The organism is Lacticaseibacillus kribbianus (assembly GCF_020180945.1).
GTDB classification, from domain to species: domain Bacteria; phylum Bacillota; class Bacilli; order Lactobacillales; family Lactobacillaceae; genus Lacticaseibacillus; species Lacticaseibacillus kribbianus.
This window is the reverse complement of the sequence record NZ_JAIPUL010000001.1, coordinates 271546-287370: the sequence shown is the minus strand read 5'-3', so window position 1 is coordinate 287370 and position 15825 is coordinate 271546. Positions and strand designations below refer to the sequence as shown.

Below are 15825 nucleotides of genomic sequence, written 5' to 3'. Positions count from 1 at the left end.
TTTCGCTGCGCTTGCAGTACATGTGTTTGGTCCATTGTAGCACAGCGCGCGCGGTGGTGAAACCGGACGGCGGCCGGGCTCAGGCCTGGCCGTAGCTTTCGTGGCTGTCCTGGATGCGCTTGAACATCTTCTCCAGGTCGGTGTTGCTGAAGTGGACTAGGACCGGCCGGCCGTGCGGGCAGTTGAACGGATTCTCCACCTTCGCCAGCTCGGCGATCAGCGCCTTGGCCTGCGCGGCGTCGAGGTGGTGATTGGCCTTGATCGCCCGCTTGCAGCTGATCATGATCGCCGCCTTTTCGCGGAACTGCGCGACCGTGACCTTGCCATCCCGCAGCACCCAGTCGATCATCTCGCGGATGGTCGCCTCCTCGCGCCCCGGCTGCATCCACGTCGGGTGCTGGTGCACGGTGAACGTGTTTTGGCCAAAATCCTCGAGGAAGATGCCGACGCCCTCGAGCACCGCGCGGTGGGCGCGGATCGCCACGGCGTCGGAGGCCGGGTAGTCGAGCACCAGCGGCACCAACAGCGCCTGCTGATCGTCGGCAACCTGGCCGATGGTCACGCGGTAGTGCTCGTAGTTCACGCGCTCCTGCGCGGCGTGCTGGTCGAGCAGGTACAACCCGTCGTCGGCCTCCGCCAGCAGGTATGTGCCGTGGACCTGGGCCAGGTAGCGCAGGGTCGGGAAGCGCTTGGCCGGCGTCTGCACCGGCGCCAGGTCCGGCACCGCCGCGACGGCCGGCCTCGGCTGGTCCTGGTAGCGCGCGTCCCAGGCGGCCAGGGCCTCAGGGTCGTTGAAAATCGGCTGAGCCGAAAGATCCGTGATGGCCAGGCCGTACGGAGCGGCCGTCGGATCCGGTGCCTGCGGGGTCGGGCGTGCGCCGTTTGCGGGCCGTTCGGCCGCTGCGGCAACGTCGGCGTGCTGAGGCGCGCGCGGTTCCGGTGCGGCGGCGCCGGCCTGCGTTGCCCGCCGGTCCCCCGCCGGGTTGCCGGCCACGGTGCCACGCCTCGGCGCCGGCTGCGGCCGACCCGACGTCCGGCCGGTGGTTCCGGGCACATCGGCAAACGGCAGGTCGTCTTGCGCCGCGGCCGGTGGCTGCGGCCCGCGCGGCTCGGCCACCAGGGAGGCGGTCGAGGCCGCGTTCAGGTCCATGGTCAGCTGGTCGAGGTTCAGCCGCGTGTGCTTGGGCAGGTTTGCCACCGCGTCCGGAATCAGGTTCTGCACGCCGAGCTTGCCGGCCACCGCTTGCTGAAGCAGCGCGGCGAGCTGGTTTTCCTTGCTCAGGCGCACCTCCTGCTTGGTCGGGTGCACGTTGACGTCGACCAACAGCGGATCCATGGTCACGTCGATCACGGCGACCGGGTAGCGGCCGACCATCAGCTTGGAGCCGTAGCCGGCGATCAGCGCTCGGGTCAGCTGGTAGTTCTTGATGTAGCGCCCGTTGATCATCAGGCTCAGGTAGTTGCGGCTGGCACGGGTGGTGTCGGGCATGCTGGTGAAGCCCTGAACCTTGAAGTCGTCGTCTGCGGCCGCAACCTGCACCATCCGCTTGGCGACGCCCACGCCGTAGATGCCGGCGATGGTCTGCTGGAGGTCGTTGTGCCCCGCCGTTTTGACCATCAGGTTCTCGCCGTTCTTCAGTGCGAAAGCAACCTCGGGGTGACCTAGCGCCAGGCGGTTAACGATGTCGGCGATGCGCGACAGCTCGGTGGCCTGCGACTTGACGTACTTCAGGCGCGCCGGCGTGTTGTAGAAAACGTCGTGGACGGTGATCTGCGTCCCGCGCCGTGCGGCGGTGGTGTGCTGGTCTAGAAGCTCGCCGCCGCGCAGGTGGGCACTGGTGCCCAGGCCGTTGTCGGTCGCGGTAGTCAGCGTGACGTCGGCGATCGCCGCGATCGAGGCCAGCGCCTCGCCGCGAAAACCAAGGGAGTGCACGTTGAACAGGTCGCGGGTGGTCAGGATTTTGGACGTCGCGTGGCGCAAAAAGGCGGTCGAGACGTCTTCGGCCTCGATGCCGGCGCCGTTATCGATCACCTGCACGGTGCGCAGGCCGGCCTCCTCGATCAGGATGTCGACCTGCGTTGCGCCCGCGTCGATGCTGTTTTCGACCAGCTCCTTGACGATGCTGGCCGGGCGCTCGATCACTTCCCCGGCCGCAATCTGGTTGGCCAAGGTCTCCGGTAACTCGTGAATTTTCGGCATCTCCGTCTCCTTTCAACCACCGGCGCCTGGGATCAGCGCCTTTTTTTCAGCTGCTTTTGCAGCTCGTACAACAGGTTCATCGCGTCCATCGGCGTCGCCGCCATCAGGTCGAACTTTCCGAGCTTCTTCAGAATCGGGTCGGCCTTGGGCGCCGCGGGCTCGGGCGCAAACAGCGACAGCTGGGTGTCGACCGGCTCGGCGTCCTCGGATGGGGCGGCTGCGGCGGTCGCGGTCGAATCAGCGACTGGCGCGGCTGAGTCGGCCGGCGCGGCCGTGACTGGGGCTGGCGCTGCGACCGGTGTGGTCGCGGCCCCGTCCGGTGCTAGCGCCGCCGGGGCGTTGGCGCCCTGCGCCTCCAGCTGGCCGAGGATGTGGTCGGCGCGGCTCAGCAGGTCCGCCGGCAGCCCGGCCAGCTTGGCCACGTGGATCCCGTAGGACTTGTCCGCCGGGCCCGGCAGCATTTTGTGCAGGAAGACCAGCGTGCCGTTCTCCTCCACCGCGCCGACGTGCACGTTGACCAGCCGCGGCAGGTGGTCGCCCAGCGCGGTCAGCTCGTGGTAGTGGGTGGAAAACAGCGTCTTGGCGTGCACGTGGTCGTGCAGGTGCTCGATGATGGCCTGCGCCAGCGCCATGCCGTCGTAGGTCGCGGTGCCGCGGCCGATCTCGTCGAACAGGATCAAGGAGCTTGCGGTCGCGTGGCTCAGCGCCGCGTTGGCCTCCATCATCTCGACCATGAACGTGCTCTGGCCGTTGGCGAGGTCGTCGGCCGCGCCGATGCGGGTGAAGATCTGGTCGAACACCGGCAGGCTCGCCGAGTCGGCCGGCACGAACGAGCCGGCCTGCGCCATGATCACGGTCAGCGCCAGCTGGCGCATGTACGTGCTTTTCCCCGACATGTTCGGGCCGGTGATCAAGAGGATGTCGGTGCCGTCCTGCATCACCACGTCGTTGGGGATGTACTGGGCCTCGCCCAGCACCTGCTCGACCACCGGGTGACGCCCGCCGTGAATCGCGAGGTCGTGCCGACCGGCGTGCATGGCCGGGCGCACGTAATGGTCGTTTTCCGCCGCGACGGCGAAGCTTTGCAGCACGTCGAGCGCGGCGACCTGGGCCGCCAGCGCCTGCAGCCGGCCGATCTGGGCCTTGACCTGCTCGCGGATCTCCTGGAACAGGTCGTACTCGAGGTCGGTGGCGTGGGCCTTGGCCTCGAGGATCAGGGTCTCCTTGGCCTTGAGCTCCGGCGTCGAGAAGCGCTCGGCGTTGGTCAGCGTCTGCGTGCGCTCGTAGCGCCCCTCTGGCACCTTGCTCAGGTTGGCCTTGGTGACCTCGATGTAGTAGCCAAAAACGTTGTTGAAGCGGATGCGCAGGTTGTGAATCCCTGTCGCCTCGCGCTCCTGGGCCTCGAGGTCGGCCAGCCACTGCTTGGCGTTGGCCATCGCATCGCGGTAGCCGTCGAGCTTTTCGCTGTAGCCGCGCAGGATGATGCCGCCCTCCGTGACGGAGATCGGCGGCTCCGGCTCGATCGCGCGCCGAATCAGGTTGGCGACGTCTGACACCGGGTCGAGCGCGGCCAAAAGCTTGGTGAAGCTGCCGTCGTCGACCTTCTGGAGGATTGACTCAAGCGCCGGCATCTGGTCCAAAGACGTCTGTAGCTGAATCAGGTCGCGGCCGTTGACCGTGCCGTAAGCGACGCGCCCGGCCAGGCGCTCGAGGTCGTACACCTTGGTCAGGCGCTCCTGCAGCTCGGTGCGCTCGAAGTAGTGGTCCAGCAGGTTTTGAACCTGATTCTGGCGCGCCGTGATCGCCTCGAGGTCCAGAAGCGGCCGGTCCAGCCACTGCTTGAGCTTGCGCCCGCCCATCGCCGTCTTGGTGCGATCGAGCACCGCCAAAAGCGTGTCGCCCTTGCGCCCGGTGCGACTGTTTTTGAGGATGTCGAGGTTGGCGCGGGCGTCCTGGTCCATCTCGAGAAACGCGGACGGCTGGTAGGCCACCGCCTTTTGAATGTGGTCCAGGCTGCGCTTTTGCGTCGTCAGCAGGTAGTTCATCAGCATCGCGACGACCTGGACCTGCAGGGCGTCGTCGAGGTCCTGGCTGACGTAGCTGGCCTCGGCCAGGACCTTGGGCTCGGCCTGGCTCAAAAGCCGCCCGGCGCCGAGCATCTTGGTGTCGCCCTCGCCCAAAGTCGGCGGCACGACCACCTCGCGGGTGTTCAGCGCGCCCAGCTCATTTTGAAGCGTGAAGCGGTTGGTCAGCGTCGTCACCTTGAGCTCGCCGGTCGAAAGGTCCGCGTAGGCCAGCCCGTAGCGCCCGGCGTCCGGGACGACGGCCGCCAGGTAGTTGTTGGCCTTGGCCTCGCCCGGTTTGATGTCCATCTTCGTGCCCGGGGTGACCAGCTGGATCACCTCGCGCTTGACCATGCCCACGGCCTTTTTCGGGTCCTCCATCTGCTCGCAGATGGCGACCTTGAACCCCTGGTCGACGAGGATGTCGACGTAGCTTTGCGCCGCGTGGTGCGGCACGCCGCACATCGGAATCGGGTCGGTCGCCGACTTGTTGCGCGCCGTCAGCGTCAGCTCCAGAAGCTGCGACCCGCGAATCGCGTCGTCGTAGAAGAGTTCGTAAAAGTCCCCGATGCGGTAGAACAAAAAGGCGTCCGGGTACTGGTCCTTGATCGCCTGGTACTGCTGCATCATGGGCGTGTCTTGCGTTTTTTGCGGCATGGTAATGCTCCTATTCTTGTGCTAGGACAATTCTAACATTAATTGGCCGCCCGAGGGACCCCGTTGCGGACACCGCAGCAACCCGGGCGCAATCGCCACCTGACGCGGCAATCGCGGGCCCTCCGCTGACACCCACGCGCGCAAGCCGGCCGCCACGCGCTTCCCGGGTTCGGGAGACACGTGGCGGCCGGCTTGGGCACTGGGCGGGGCCCAGCGCTGTGATGTCTAATGGGGTGGCACTAGCGCTTCAGGTGGTAGCTGTAGGTGGCGATGATGACATTCTCGCGGCTGGCGAACGCGGCGCGCAGGCGCAGGGTCGTCTGGTTGTGCAGAATGTTTTGCCACGGCTTCTTTGGGATGAACTGCGGAATCAGCACCGTCGTCGTGAAGTTGCGCTTGGCGGCGTTGCGCGCCACGATGTCCACGAAGCGGATGGTCGGCGCCTCGACCGAGCGGTACGAGGAGTGGACGTCGACGAAGCGCACGTCTGGGAAGTCCTGCTTGAACTCCGCCTGCGTCTCTTGCTCCTTGTTCGGGTTCTCGTCCATCGACACGTGCATCGCGATGACGTAATCGCCGATGGTCTGCGCGTAGTTCAGCGCCCCACGGGTCACCCGCGTCACGTTGCCGACCAGCACGATCACCGTGGAGCCGGCGTAGTCGTGCAGCTCAATGTCCTGCGGCAGTCGCAGCTGTGCGGCGACCTCCTGGTAGTGGCCGTGAATCTTCCAGAAGACGAAGACCAAAGCCGGCATGATGATGAAAAACGGCCAGATGTCCGGCAGCCGGTAGACGAACAGGATCACCAGGATGGCAAAGGAGATCAAAGCACCGGAGAAGTTGGCAATGCTCTTGCCCAGCCAGCCTTTTTCCGTCGTGTGGCGCTGCCACCAGTGGCGGATCATCCCGGTCTGCGACAGCGTGAACGGAATGAACACGCCGACCGCGTACAGCGGAATCAGGCGCTCCGTGGAACCCTGGAACAGCGTGATGAGCAGCCCCGAGCCGATGGCCAGGGTCAAAATCCCGTTGGAGTAGCCCAGCCGGTCGCCGCGGTCCATGTACATGTGCGGCATGTACTTGTCCTTGGCCATGTTGTAGGCCAGGACCGGAAACGCGGAGAAGCCGGTGTTGGCGGCGACCGCGAGGATCAGGGCGGTCGATAACTGGATCACGTAGTACATGAAGCCGGTGCCGCCGAACGTCGCCTTGGCGACCTGGGACAGCACGGTCACCTTGGCCTCCGGCACGATGCCGTACCAGTAGTTCAGGAAGGTGATGCCGGCAAAGAAGAAGCCCAGGATGGTGGCCATGATGGCCAGCGTGCTGGCCGCGTTGTGCTCGCGCGGCTTCTTGAAGAACGGCACCGCGTTACTGATCGCCTCGACCCCGGTCAGCGAGCTGGACCCGCTGGAAAAGGCGCGGAAGATCAGTGCGGCGGAGATGCCCGGCACGACCCCACCGACCACCGCGGTGGCCTTGTAAGGAATCGCCCCGGTGGCAATCTGGTACAGCCCCCAGACGATCATCGCCGTGATGGCCACGACGAATAGGTACACGGGAATCATCAGGAAGTTCGCGGACTCGCTCAGCCCGCGCAGGTTCATCGCCGTCAGCACGATGATGATGACCAAGGCGATCGCGACCTGGTGCCCATATAGCGCGGGGATCGCCGAGGTGATCGCCTCGGCCCCGGCCGAGGTCGACACGGCCACGGTCAGCATGTAGTCAATCAGCAGGCTGCCGCCGGCCGCAAGCCCCGCGTTTTGACCCAGGTTCTCGGAGGCGACCAGGTAGGCGCCGCCGCCGCTCGGGTAGGCGTGGATGATCTGCCGGTACGACAGGGTCAAGGACAGCAGCAGGACGAGGACGAACGCCGCAATCGGCAGCGAGTACCAGATGGCCGCCGCAGACAGCGTGGTCAGGACCAGGACGATCTGTTCGGTCCCGTACGCGACACTGGACAGCGCGTCGCTTGACAGCATGGCCAAGGCTTTGAATTTTCCTAGCTTTTGTCCGCCTTCCTCAGAAGACTTCAAAGGCTTCCCCACCAAAAGGCGCTTGATATGATTCATTCGAATGCTCCATTCAAGATTGATCGGTTCGCCAAAGCAAACTCAGTAAGTTTAACGCGCAATTCACCGCAATACTATCAAAAGTTTAACATTCCGTAAAGCGCGACCGGGTCAATCGCCGCCTTTCTCCGGTAAACCTGACTTGGGCCCGCGTCGAACGCCGCCGTGGTGGCCGACGGACCGGGTAACACGAACAATCAACATTGCTCGAAAAGTCAGGGCTGGCGGTCAGGAATTCACATTGCTGGTTTGATAATCAGATTCCCACCCCGCGCACGCGCAGTCGCGGCCATGATTGGCCAATCGGGAATCCTAGCTAAGCCGCCGCGCACACTCACCCTTGCTTCGCATGATGCTGGTCAAGGCGGCAGACCGCACAGCCAGCTGCCACGTTGCCTCGACTGTTGCGACCCCAGTGTCCGTCCCGCCACGGTGTGGGGCGGAGACGCGAAGGGACCACGGCTGGAGGCGGAGGGCCGAGGCGAGCCAGCGTGACATTGCACTTAGCCGGTGATTTGTGCCGGCTTAGTGCAAGGGCGGGTCGCAAGACCGGGCTTTGGGCTTGCGGGAGCCCCACGCGTTCCGCCGCCTCGGCCCGGAGCCGGAAGCCGTGGTCCCTTCGCGCTGGAGTCCAAGCCTACGCCGGACCGCTAAGTGCGCGGTCCCCCGCCCTGGGCATCGTCGGGCTGCGCAAGGCAACGCCAGTTCGTCTAGCTAAGCCCGTCACTCGGGCCAAAGTGCGGCCCAAGCGCCGGGCTTACGCTAGCCGACCGGCTAAGTTCGCCTTGCTCCGCCCTGAAAACAAAAAAAGCGACCGCCTTTCGGCTGGTCGTCGCTCGGGCGCGGTCATGCAACCGCGTGCTCGATGATCACAAGGTCCTTGACGCGGATCTTGCGGTGAAGGTCGGATTCAATCTGGTTTTTAGCCGCGTGGTTGAGGGTCAACTCCGCGGGAGCGACGTTCGGAAACAGCTTCGCGACGACAAAATCGATCTCGTCTTGCTTGATGGTGCGCGTGTCGTGGGTCATCACGACGTCATTCTTACCGAAGCCCTCGATGAAGTACACGTGGACGGCGCCCAGCGTGTACAGGCGAAAGGCCTTGACGGTAATCTTGCCGTACAGGTAACGCATCGTGTACGGCAGCATCTTGTGCAGGCTGGCGTTGAGCCGGATCGGGTTTTCGATCAATTTCATGGACATCACTCCTTTGGTGATATTTTACCACGTTCGATCGGTCCCAGAAAACTGCCGGTTCACTTCTCCCCCTGAAGCAGCGCGGTGAACTGCGCCGCAATCGCCGCCTGGCGCGCGGGCAAAAGCTTGGGCGCAAGCTGCGGCCAGAAGCTGTACTCGTAGTATGCGGGCGTGAAGTCCCCCGCCTCGATTTTGCGAAACACCAGCGTCAACAGCGCGTTGACCTGCGCCGCCTGCTCCCCGCTGCTTGCGGCCAGCACCGCGCGGCGGACGCCTTGCAGTTGGGTCATTTCCCGCGTATCCACCTAACCACCTCCACAAATTTGTCTTAATGACATTCTATCGAGTAGGTGATTAAAAATCAATGTGAAATGTCTAATTTCTTTTATCTAACCAGATTTTTTTCGCCGCCGCCAGCGCGTGAATCTCAGCGGCGGCCAGCGGGCTGCCCCAGGGAAGCGGCGTCTCGAGCAGTGCCCGCTCCGGGGCGTCGACGCCGACGTTGAGGTTGGTCGCCACCGGCACCATGCTGTGGTGGATGTGGCCGTGGAGGTTCAGCGTCTGCTTGGCGATGCCCAGCATCAGCGGGTAATGGGTCAGGATGAACTGGGTGTGGTCGTCCTTGATGATGGTGCCGACGGCGTGGAAGCTGAACTTCGCCTGGTTGTGCCAGCCCGGGTCGTGGGCCGCCAGGTACTTGAACAGCGCCTGGTAGTCGTGGTTGCCCTTGATGAACACGATGCGCCCCGGCAGGTCCTGCAAAAGCGCGAGCACGCGCGCGTTGGTCGGCACGTGCTCCGGGTTCATCGCGATGTCGCCGAGGTGGTACACCACGTCGTTATCGTCGACGCGGTCGGCCCAGGCGGTCAGCATCGCCGAATTCATCGCCGTGACGCTTTCGAAGGGCCGCGGCGCGAAGTCGTTGTTGCCCAGCAGGTCGGCGTGGTCGAAGTGCGTGTCCGCAATGAAAAAGTCCATCAGTTGTGTCCTCCCTTCGCGCGGGTCAGCGTGACCCACATGGTAATCGGCACCGTCAGCGTGACGGCGATCACCGCAAATAGCACCTGAATCAGCTCGCCGGCAAAAATCTGGTTGTTCAGCACCTGCCACAGCGGGTACTTCAGCTGGGCGAACCAGACGAACAGCCCGGCAAAGCCGCCGAAGAAGCCGAAAAACAGCGTGTTCAGCCCGGTGCCGATGATGGCGCCCGCCATCCGGGTGCGCGCCTGCCGCGTCACCTTGGGCCCAAGCTCCTGCATCCCCGCCGCCACGGCGACGGCCGCCTCGGCGATCGCGCCCAGCGTGCTCAGCAGCCCGGTGGCAATCAGGATGTTTTGGAAGCTGACGCCGACGTACAGCGAGAAGCCCTCGAGCTCCTCGGCGTCCTCGGGCCCGAACCCGGCGGTGTGACTCAGCGTGACCGAGACGACCACCACCCCGAGCACCAGTGCCATCACCAGAAGCGAGGAGACGAACGCCGTGCCGGCGACGGCCGCATCGCGCGTGGACAGGAAAATCACCGCGGACAGCACCGCAAGCCCCGCGACCACGGCGACACCGATTGGGTTGAAGCCGCCGGCCATCAGCACGGCGGCCGCAATCATCACCAGCATGTTGATCAGCAGCGCCAAAAAGTTGCTCAGCCCGGCCCGGCCGCCGACCAGGGTCAACAGCACCAACAGCGCCAGCATCAGCGCGGGAATCGTGCTCATGCGCCCACCTCCTTGGGGGCGGCCCAGGCGGCCAGCCCCGAGGTCAACGGCACCGCCAGCACGATGCCAAACGCCGACACCAGGGCCTGCGCGAAGCCCAGCCCCATCACCCAGATCACCGTCTGGCTGATTGCGTTACCGTTGCGCAGCCACAGCACGCTTTCCGTGAAGGTGTCGGCGATGAAGATCATGAACAGGACGGCGATCAGCGGCCCCATGATGTTGCGGCCGATCGCCATCCCGGCGCGAAACCGCGCGGCGCCGCCGGCCTCAAGCTCGGACACCGCCGCCGTAATGTCGGTGCACTCGTCGAACACCGCACCGAGCGAGCCGATGATGATCTGGACGTAAAACAGCAGCTGCGGCGCCTGGGTGACGTACTTCACGCTTTCCAGGTGCAGGTTCCGGTAGCCGGTGAGGGTGAAAATCAGGTAGCCCAGGCCCACGCCGGCCGCCGTGGCGCCGATGGTCGTGACGCCGGCCACCGCGGCCTGGCGGTTGAAGCCGACCACAAACACCGTGGTGACGGCGGTGAACAGCACCGCCAGGCCCGCAAACAGCCACCAGGCGCTGACGTCGCGGCTGGACAGCTCCACGTGAAGCGCCAGCGCCAAGAGCGCGATGTTGGCCAGAATGCTCAGCGCGGACATGACGAACCGCCGGCGCATCACCAGCACCAAAAGCGTCAGGGCGAAGCCGAGCAGCGCCAGCACGATGCCGTCGCGCTTGCGGTTTTGCAGCTGGTAGCCGCCGCCGGCCGTGGTCGAGACGAAGCACTGGCTGCCGACCACCAGCCGACTGTCCATCGCGCCCGAGTACGAGTACACGTTGGTGAAGGTGAGCCGCCGACCGCGGTGCGCCGTGTTCAACAGCCGCGCGGCCACGCGCTGGGTGGTCAGGTGGTCGCGGTTGCCCAGGTTGTCGGTCTGCGCCTTGGGTTTGGTCGCCGTGACCGCCGTGACCTGGGCGATCGGCTGGCGGTACAGCCTAGCATCCAGCCGGGCGCCACCGAAGAAGGCGAGAAAGGCGACCACCGGCAGCAGCCAGCGCCACTTACGCCACATGGTTCTCCTTCATGATCTGGTTGTAGGCGGCCAAGATTGGCCCCTCGGGCTTGGCCCACACGTCCCAGGTCTTGACGTCGACCGGCGGGAACTGGTAGTGCGTGTTGACGTACTGCTCGTAGGTGCGCACGGCCGTGGAGTGCGGAATGTTCAGCTGCAGGATGCGCACCTGCTGAATCAGGCCGTTCAGGGCCGCGCGCTCGGCGCGCCCGTTCATCATGATGTTGCCCAGCTCGGCGTACTTGCTGCCGTCGTTGAGCGTGATCTCCTGAATGAGATCGAACGTTTCGAATTTCTGATTGTCTGCCATGTTGCCTCCGCTGGCGCTGCGCATTTGGGGCCCGCCCGCTTTTTGTGGTATGGTCGAAGCACCACGCAAAGGAGTTGCCGCATGCGAAACGCGATCTTGTACTTACTGATTGGAATCTATCTGGGCTGCACCGGCTTCACCGTGGTCGGCCACCGCGGCGACCCGAGCGCGGCCCCCGAGGAGACGCTTGAGGCCGACGACGCCGCCTTTGCGGCCGGCGCCGACTTGGTCGAGCTGGACGTGCAGGAAAGTGAAGACGGGGTGCTGGTGGTCCAGCACGACGCCACAATCCAGCGCATGACCGGCGCGCCGCTTGCGATTGCGACCACGCCGTTTGCCACGCTTCACGCCTATCATACCAAAAATGGCGAGCCCGTTCACAGCCTTGACGAAGTCTTAAGCCATTACCAGCACCGCGCCGGCCGCCTGCTGATCGAGACCAAAATCGAAAAAGGCGTGCCGCACCCCCACCTCGAGCAGAAGATTGCCGCGGCGCTTGCCCGCCACCACATGACCGACCGGGTGATGTTTCACTCCTTTTCTAAGCCCAGCCTCAAGCGGCTGCAAAAGGTGCTGCCGCGGGTGCCGCGGCTCCTAATTGTCGGCTCGCTGCACCGCATCACCTTCGCCGTCTTCAAGTACGCGACCGGCATCGACGTGTCCGTCGACCTCGTCACCCCCGAGATGGTCAAGTCGCTGCACGCCATGAACCAGCAGGTCTTCGTCTGGGACGAGATGACCGAGACCACCGCCAAGTGGCGCTGGCTGGCCAACCTCAACATCGACGGCGTCGTCACCAACTACCCCGCCGTCGCCCACCGCTACGCCGACCTGCGGCACGACGCCAGCCACCGTGCGCTGAGCGCACGTCTGGTCAACACCACCGACCGGCCGCTGCCCGTGTACGAGAACCCCTACCTGCTGGCGGCGACGAGCACGACCCTGGCGCCGGGCGCCAGCTGCACCGCCACGGCCGCGGTCGAATCCGGCGGGCGGTGGTACGCCCGCATCGGCCAAAACCGCTTCGTGCCGATGGCCGCCCTGACCAAGGCGCCCCAGGCCGGGTGGGCGCAAGCGCTGGTGGGGCGGCACCTGACCGTCGCACCGACCGGCCAACGCCTCACTCCCGCGCCGGCCGGCCTGCGCCTAGCGCTGCACCCGGCGGCGCGGGTGGCAAGCGGCCGTTCCGGCAGCGTGGTCGCCGGCGCGGTCGTGCGCGTGCGCGCGGTGGCGCTGCGCCGCGGCCAAGTCTGGTGCCGGGTGACCACCGTGGTTGACAGCGCGCCGCGGGCCGACGCCACCGGCTGGGTGCGCCTCCACAAGTTGGCCGCCCCGCTGGGCACCGCGCCGCAGCCGCTGAACCGCGCGGCGCTGCCCGAGGCGCCGCGGCCACTGTGGCACGTCGGGGCGCTTTCCCTGCTGCGCCCGGCCGCGCTCGCCGAATGAGTTTGTCGCGCACGCCCATACCGGGTACAATGGAGGAGACACTGGGACTATTAATAGAAAGCAGGGATTAGATGACGATCGATTGGCAAAAAGAAGCCGAGAAGTACCGAGACGACTTACTGCAAGACCTCACCACACTGCTCAAGATTGACTCCGCGCGCGACGTGGAACACGGCACGAAGGCCGAACCGCTGGGCCCCGGCCCGGCCAAGGCGCTGCGGGCAATGCTCGCTTTGGCTTCGCGCGACGGGTTTGACACCCTGAACGTCGACAACGTGGCCGGCCGCATCGCTTACGGCGACGGCGACGAGATTTTTGGCCTGTTCGGGCACATGGACGTCGTGCCGGCCGGCCCGGGTTGGAACACCGACCCGTTCGAGCCCGTGATCGTGGACGGCAACCTGTTCGCCCGCGGTTCCTCAGACGACAAGGGCCCAAGCATCGCGGTCTACTACGCGCTGCGCCTGATCCGCGACCTCAAGCTGCCGGTGAACAAGAAAATTCACTTCATCATCGGCACCGACGAGGAGTCCGAGTGGGTCGGCATCAACCGCTACCTCGAGACCCAGCCCGCCCCGGACTTCGGCTTCTCGCCGGACGCCGAGTTCCCGATCATCAACGGGGAAAAGGGTATCGCGACCTTCAAGGTGACCTTCAAGCCGGTGGCCGCGGCCCCGGCCGCGCTGACGCTGACCGGCTTTAGCGCCGGCATCCGCACCAACATGGTGCCGCAAGACGCGACGGCCACCATCACCGGTACCGTGCCGGCGGCCTTGACCGACGCGCTGGCCACGTTTGGCCCGGCCAACGGCGTCAAGGTGGCCAGTGAGAAGACCGCAAACGGCCTGACCATCACCGTTACCGGCAAGGGCGCCCACGCCCAGGAGCCGCGCGGCGCCGTCAACGCCGCGACCTACCTCGCAACGCTTTTGGCCCCGTACGACTTCGACCCGGCCGGCAAGCAGTACCTGACCGCCATCGCCACGCACATGCACGACGACTCGCGCGGCCACAACCTCGGCGTCGCCTACACCGACAAGCTGATGGGCGACCTGACCGCAAGCCCCGACCTGTTCACCTTCGGCCAGGACGCGGAGCAGTCCGTCGCCGTCAACATCCGCTACCCGCAAGGCACCGACGCGGAAGGCATTCGCGACCAGATCGAGTCCACGCTTGGGCTGGACCACGTGGCCGTGACCATCGACGGCCACGCCCAGGCCCCGCACTACGTCGACGGGTCCGACCCGCTGGTGCAGACGCTGCTTGACACCTTCCACGACCACACCGGCCTGCCGGTGCACGAGCAGGTGATCGGCGGCGGCACGTACGGCCGCATCATCACCCGCGGCGTCGCGTTCGGCGCGCAGATGCCCGACCAGGAGAACGTGATGCACCAGGCCAACGAGTACATGCCGGTGGCCGACATCATCCGCGCCGTGGCGATTTACGCCGACGCGATCTCCCGCCTCGTCAAGTAACCGCCAGGGACCCGGCACGCCGGGTCCCTGTTTTGACGCTGAAAGGAGCGCTCATGCTGGATGCCCAAGAGATTCAGGCCGGCGTGGCCGGCTGGCCGGGCCTGACCGTTCACACCGTGGCCGCGATCGATTCGACCAACCTGGCGGCCCAGCGCCACCTGGCGGACTGGCCCCTGCCCTTTGCTTTGATCGCCGACGCGCAGACGGCCGGCGTCGGGCGCGCCGGCCACCGCTTCGACTCCCCACAAGGCGCCGGCCTGTACCTCAGCCTGGCCTTCGCACCCGATTCGGCGTGCCCGCCGGCGCTGATCACCCCGGCGCGGGCGTCGCGGCCTGCCGGGCCGTCGCCGCAGTGCTCGGGGCGCGCGTGCAGATCAAGTGGGTCAACGACCTGCTGCTTGGTGAGCGCAAGGTGGCCGGCATCCTCGCGATCGCCGTGCCGGACCCGCTGCGCGTGGTGCTCGGGGTCGGGCTCAACCTCAGGCCGCGCCCGGACATTCCGCTGGCCGCGACGGCCCTGCCGATCGGCTGGCTGCAGGCCAGCGGCGCCCCGGACCGCCGCACCGCACTCGCGACCGCCCTGCTCGGCGAGCTGGCGGCGCTGTTGGCCCGGCCCGCGACCATCATGCCGGCCTACCGGCAGCTGGCCGCCTGGGTCGGTGAGCCGGTGGTGCTGACCGGCGCCGGGCCGGTGCACCGCGGCACCGTTGCGGGCTTCGCCGACTCAGGGGCGCTGCTGCTCGACACCCCTGCCGGCCGAATCAGCGCGGCCACCGGCTCGATTCGCCGCGCCACTCCTTAGAGACGACAAAACCGTGCCGCCCCCATCCGATTGCGGATGGCGGGGCGACACGGTTTCTGCGTTGCAGCACAGTTTTGTCGACACCTCAGCGCTTGGCGGCTACTAGGGTCGGCAGGTCGGCCAGGCGGTTCAGGGTGTAGACCGGGCGAATCGCGGTGCGGTTGGGAACGAAGTGCGGGTTGTACCACACCGAGTCGAGGTGGGCGTTGAGCCCGCCCTGGATGTCCGAGGTCAGGGAATCGCCGATGATTAAGGTCGTCGCGGGGTCGAAGGCCGGCACGTGGGCCGCCACAAAGTCGAAGAAGCGCGTGGTCGGCTTCGGCGCCCCGATGGCATCGGAGACGAACAGCGCGTCAAAGCGGTCGCGGATGCCGGCCTTGGCGAGGCGCGCCTGCTGCACCGGCGCGATGCCGTTGGAGACGATGTAGCAGCGCGCGCCCTGCAGCCGGTCCAACACGGCCGCCACCCCGGGCAGCAGGATCGCCTGTTGGTCCAAAAGCGCGTGGTACTTGTGCTCGGCTTCGATGCCGTCGATTGTGATGCCGTACTTTTCGAACAGCTGGGTGAAGCGGCTGGTGAAGATCTGCTCGCGCGGGATCGCCCCCGCCTCGTACTGGCGCCACAGCCCGGCGTTCAGGCGCAGGTAGTCGGCCTCGATCGCCGGCGTGTAGGCCAGGCCGTACTCGGCGAAGGTCTGGCGCAGGCTGGCGAGCTCGCCGGCCTTGAAGTCGAGCAGCGTGTCATCAACATCGAATAGTAGCGTCTGGTACATACTGGCCTCCATGAACATGTTTCCCCTCAGCGTAGCACAAACGCCGCGG

13 protein-coding genes and 1 pseudogene are annotated in these 15825 nt (G+C 65.9%); 4 read left to right on the top strand and 10 right to left on the bottom strand.

From position 1 onward, the window contains the following. Window positions 1-79: 79 nt before the first annotated feature. From mutL to LE416_RS01350, 9 genes are all read right to left on the bottom strand, one after another. Window positions 80-2200, bottom strand: a complete 2121-nt coding sequence (gene mutL / locus LE416_RS01390; RefSeq protein ID WP_225046709.1) for a DNA mismatch repair endonuclease MutL — start codon at window positions 2198-2200, stop codon at window positions 80-82. A 32-nt stretch (window positions 2201-2232) separates the two neighbouring features. Further along, the gene (gene mutS / locus LE416_RS01385; protein ID WP_225046708.1) at window positions 2233-4920 is read right to left on the bottom strand and encodes a DNA mismatch repair protein MutS; all 2688 of its coding nucleotides are present in this window, start codon (window positions 4918-4920) and stop codon (window positions 2233-2235) included. Window positions 4921-5159: 239 nt separating this feature from the next. Further along, the gene (locus LE416_RS01380; RefSeq protein WP_225046707.1) at window positions 5160-6995 is read right to left on the bottom strand and encodes an APC family permease; all 1836 of its coding nucleotides are present in this window, start codon (window positions 6993-6995) and stop codon (window positions 5160-5162) included. Window positions 6996-7841: 846 nt separating this feature from the next. Beyond that, window positions 7842-8192, bottom strand: a complete 351-nt coding sequence (locus LE416_RS01375; RefSeq protein ID WP_225046706.1) for a DUF1827 family protein — start codon at window positions 8190-8192, stop codon at window positions 7842-7844. A 59-nt stretch (window positions 8193-8251) separates the two neighbouring features. Next, a complete protein-coding gene (locus tag LE416_RS01370; protein ID WP_225046705.1) occupies window positions 8252-8497 on the bottom strand; it encodes a hypothetical protein in 246 nt (81 codons plus the stop codon). 70 nt (window positions 8498-8567) lie between these two features. Then, on the bottom strand, window positions 8568-9170 hold the full coding sequence (locus LE416_RS01365) for a metallophosphoesterase (protein ID WP_225046704.1): 603 nt from the start codon (window positions 9168-9170) through the stop codon (window positions 8568-8570). Then, window positions 9170-9904 (bottom strand): YibE/F family protein, encoded by a 735-nt coding sequence (locus LE416_RS01360; RefSeq protein WP_225046703.1) that lies wholly within the window; start codon window positions 9902-9904, stop codon window positions 9170-9172. The genes LE416_RS01365 and LE416_RS01360 overlap by 1 nt, the downstream gene beginning before the upstream one ends. Beyond that, on the bottom strand, window positions 9901-10968 hold the full coding sequence (locus LE416_RS01355; protein WP_225046702.1) for a YibE/F family protein: 1068 nt from the start codon (window positions 10966-10968) through the stop codon (window positions 9901-9903). The genes LE416_RS01360 and LE416_RS01355 overlap by 4 nt, the downstream gene beginning before the upstream one ends. Further along, window positions 10958-11278, bottom strand: coding sequence for a hypothetical protein (locus LE416_RS01350; RefSeq protein WP_225046701.1), 321 nt, complete (start codon window positions 11276-11278; stop codon window positions 10958-10960). The genes LE416_RS01355 and LE416_RS01350 overlap by 11 nt, the downstream gene beginning before the upstream one ends. Window positions 11279-11359: 81 nt before the next feature. Between LE416_RS01350 and LE416_RS01345 the strand changes: the two genes are divergently transcribed. From LE416_RS01345 to LE416_RS01335, 4 genes and pseudogenes are all read left to right on the top strand, one after another. Further along, window positions 11360-12724 carry a glycerophosphodiester phosphodiesterase gene (locus LE416_RS01345; RefSeq protein ID WP_225046700.1) on the top strand — a complete coding sequence of 455 codons (1365 nt, stop codon included), beginning with the start codon at window positions 11360-11362 and terminating at the stop codon, window positions 12722-12724. Between the two features lie 71 nt (window positions 12725-12795). Next, window positions 12796-14202 (top strand): dipeptidase PepV, encoded by a 1407-nt coding sequence (gene pepV / locus LE416_RS01340; protein WP_225046699.1) that lies wholly within the window; start codon window positions 12796-12798, stop codon window positions 14200-14202. A gap of 53 nt (window positions 14203-14255) precedes the next feature. After that, window positions 14256-14477, top strand: a pseudogene (locus tag LE416_RS13210) (hypothetical protein); the annotation flags it as partial. Window positions 14478-14494: 17 nt separating this feature from the next. Further along, window positions 14495-15004 (top strand): biotin--[acetyl-CoA-carboxylase] ligase, encoded by a 510-nt coding sequence (locus LE416_RS01335; RefSeq protein WP_225046698.1) that lies wholly within the window; start codon window positions 14495-14497, stop codon window positions 15002-15004. An 85-nt stretch (window positions 15005-15089) separates the two neighbouring features. On the opposite strand, the gene LE416_RS01330 is transcribed toward LE416_RS01335, so the two are convergent. Then, complete coding sequence (locus LE416_RS01330; protein WP_225047815.1) at window positions 15090-15776, bottom strand: YjjG family noncanonical pyrimidine nucleotidase; 687 nt, start codon at window positions 15774-15776, stop codon at window positions 15090-15092. Between the last annotated feature and the right edge of the window lie 49 nt (window positions 15777-15825).

Coding starts and splice junctions, on each gene's coding strand:
- LE416_RS01360 (WP_225046703.1), bottom strand. CDS start 9,904: ATGAGCACGATTCCCGCGCTGATGCTGGCGCTGTTGGTGCTGTTGACC.
- LE416_RS01345 (WP_225046700.1), top strand. CDS start 11,360: ATGCGAAACGCGATCTTGTACTTACTGATTGGAATCTATCTGGGCTGC.
- pepV (WP_225046699.1), top strand. CDS start 12,796: ATGACGATCGATTGGCAAAAAGAAGCCGAGAAGTACCGAGACGACTTA.
- LE416_RS01380 (WP_225046707.1), bottom strand. CDS start 6,995: ATGAATCATATCAAGCGCCTTTTGGTGGGGAAGCCTTTGAAGTCTTCT.
- LE416_RS01330 (WP_225047815.1), bottom strand. CDS start 15,776: ATGTACCAGACGCTACTATTCGATGTTGATGACACGCTGCTCGACTTC.
- LE416_RS01365 (WP_225046704.1), bottom strand. CDS start 9,170: ATGGACTTTTTCATTGCGGACACGCACTTCGACCACGCCGACCTGCTG.
- LE416_RS01355 (WP_225046702.1), bottom strand. CDS start 10,968: ATGTGGCGTAAGTGGCGCTGGCTGCTGCCGGTGGTCGCCTTTCTCGCC.
- LE416_RS01375 (WP_225046706.1), bottom strand. CDS start 8,192: ATGAAATTGATCGAAAACCCGATCCGGCTCAACGCCAGCCTGCACAAG.
- LE416_RS01350 (WP_225046701.1), bottom strand. CDS start 11,278: ATGGCAGACAATCAGAAATTCGAAACGTTCGATCTCATTCAGGAGATC.
- mutL (WP_225046709.1), bottom strand. CDS start 2,200: ATGCCGAAAATTCACGAGTTACCGGAGACCTTGGCCAACCAGATTGCG.
- mutS (WP_225046708.1), bottom strand. CDS start 4,920: ATGCCGCAAAAAACGCAAGACACGCCCATGATGCAGCAGTACCAGGCG.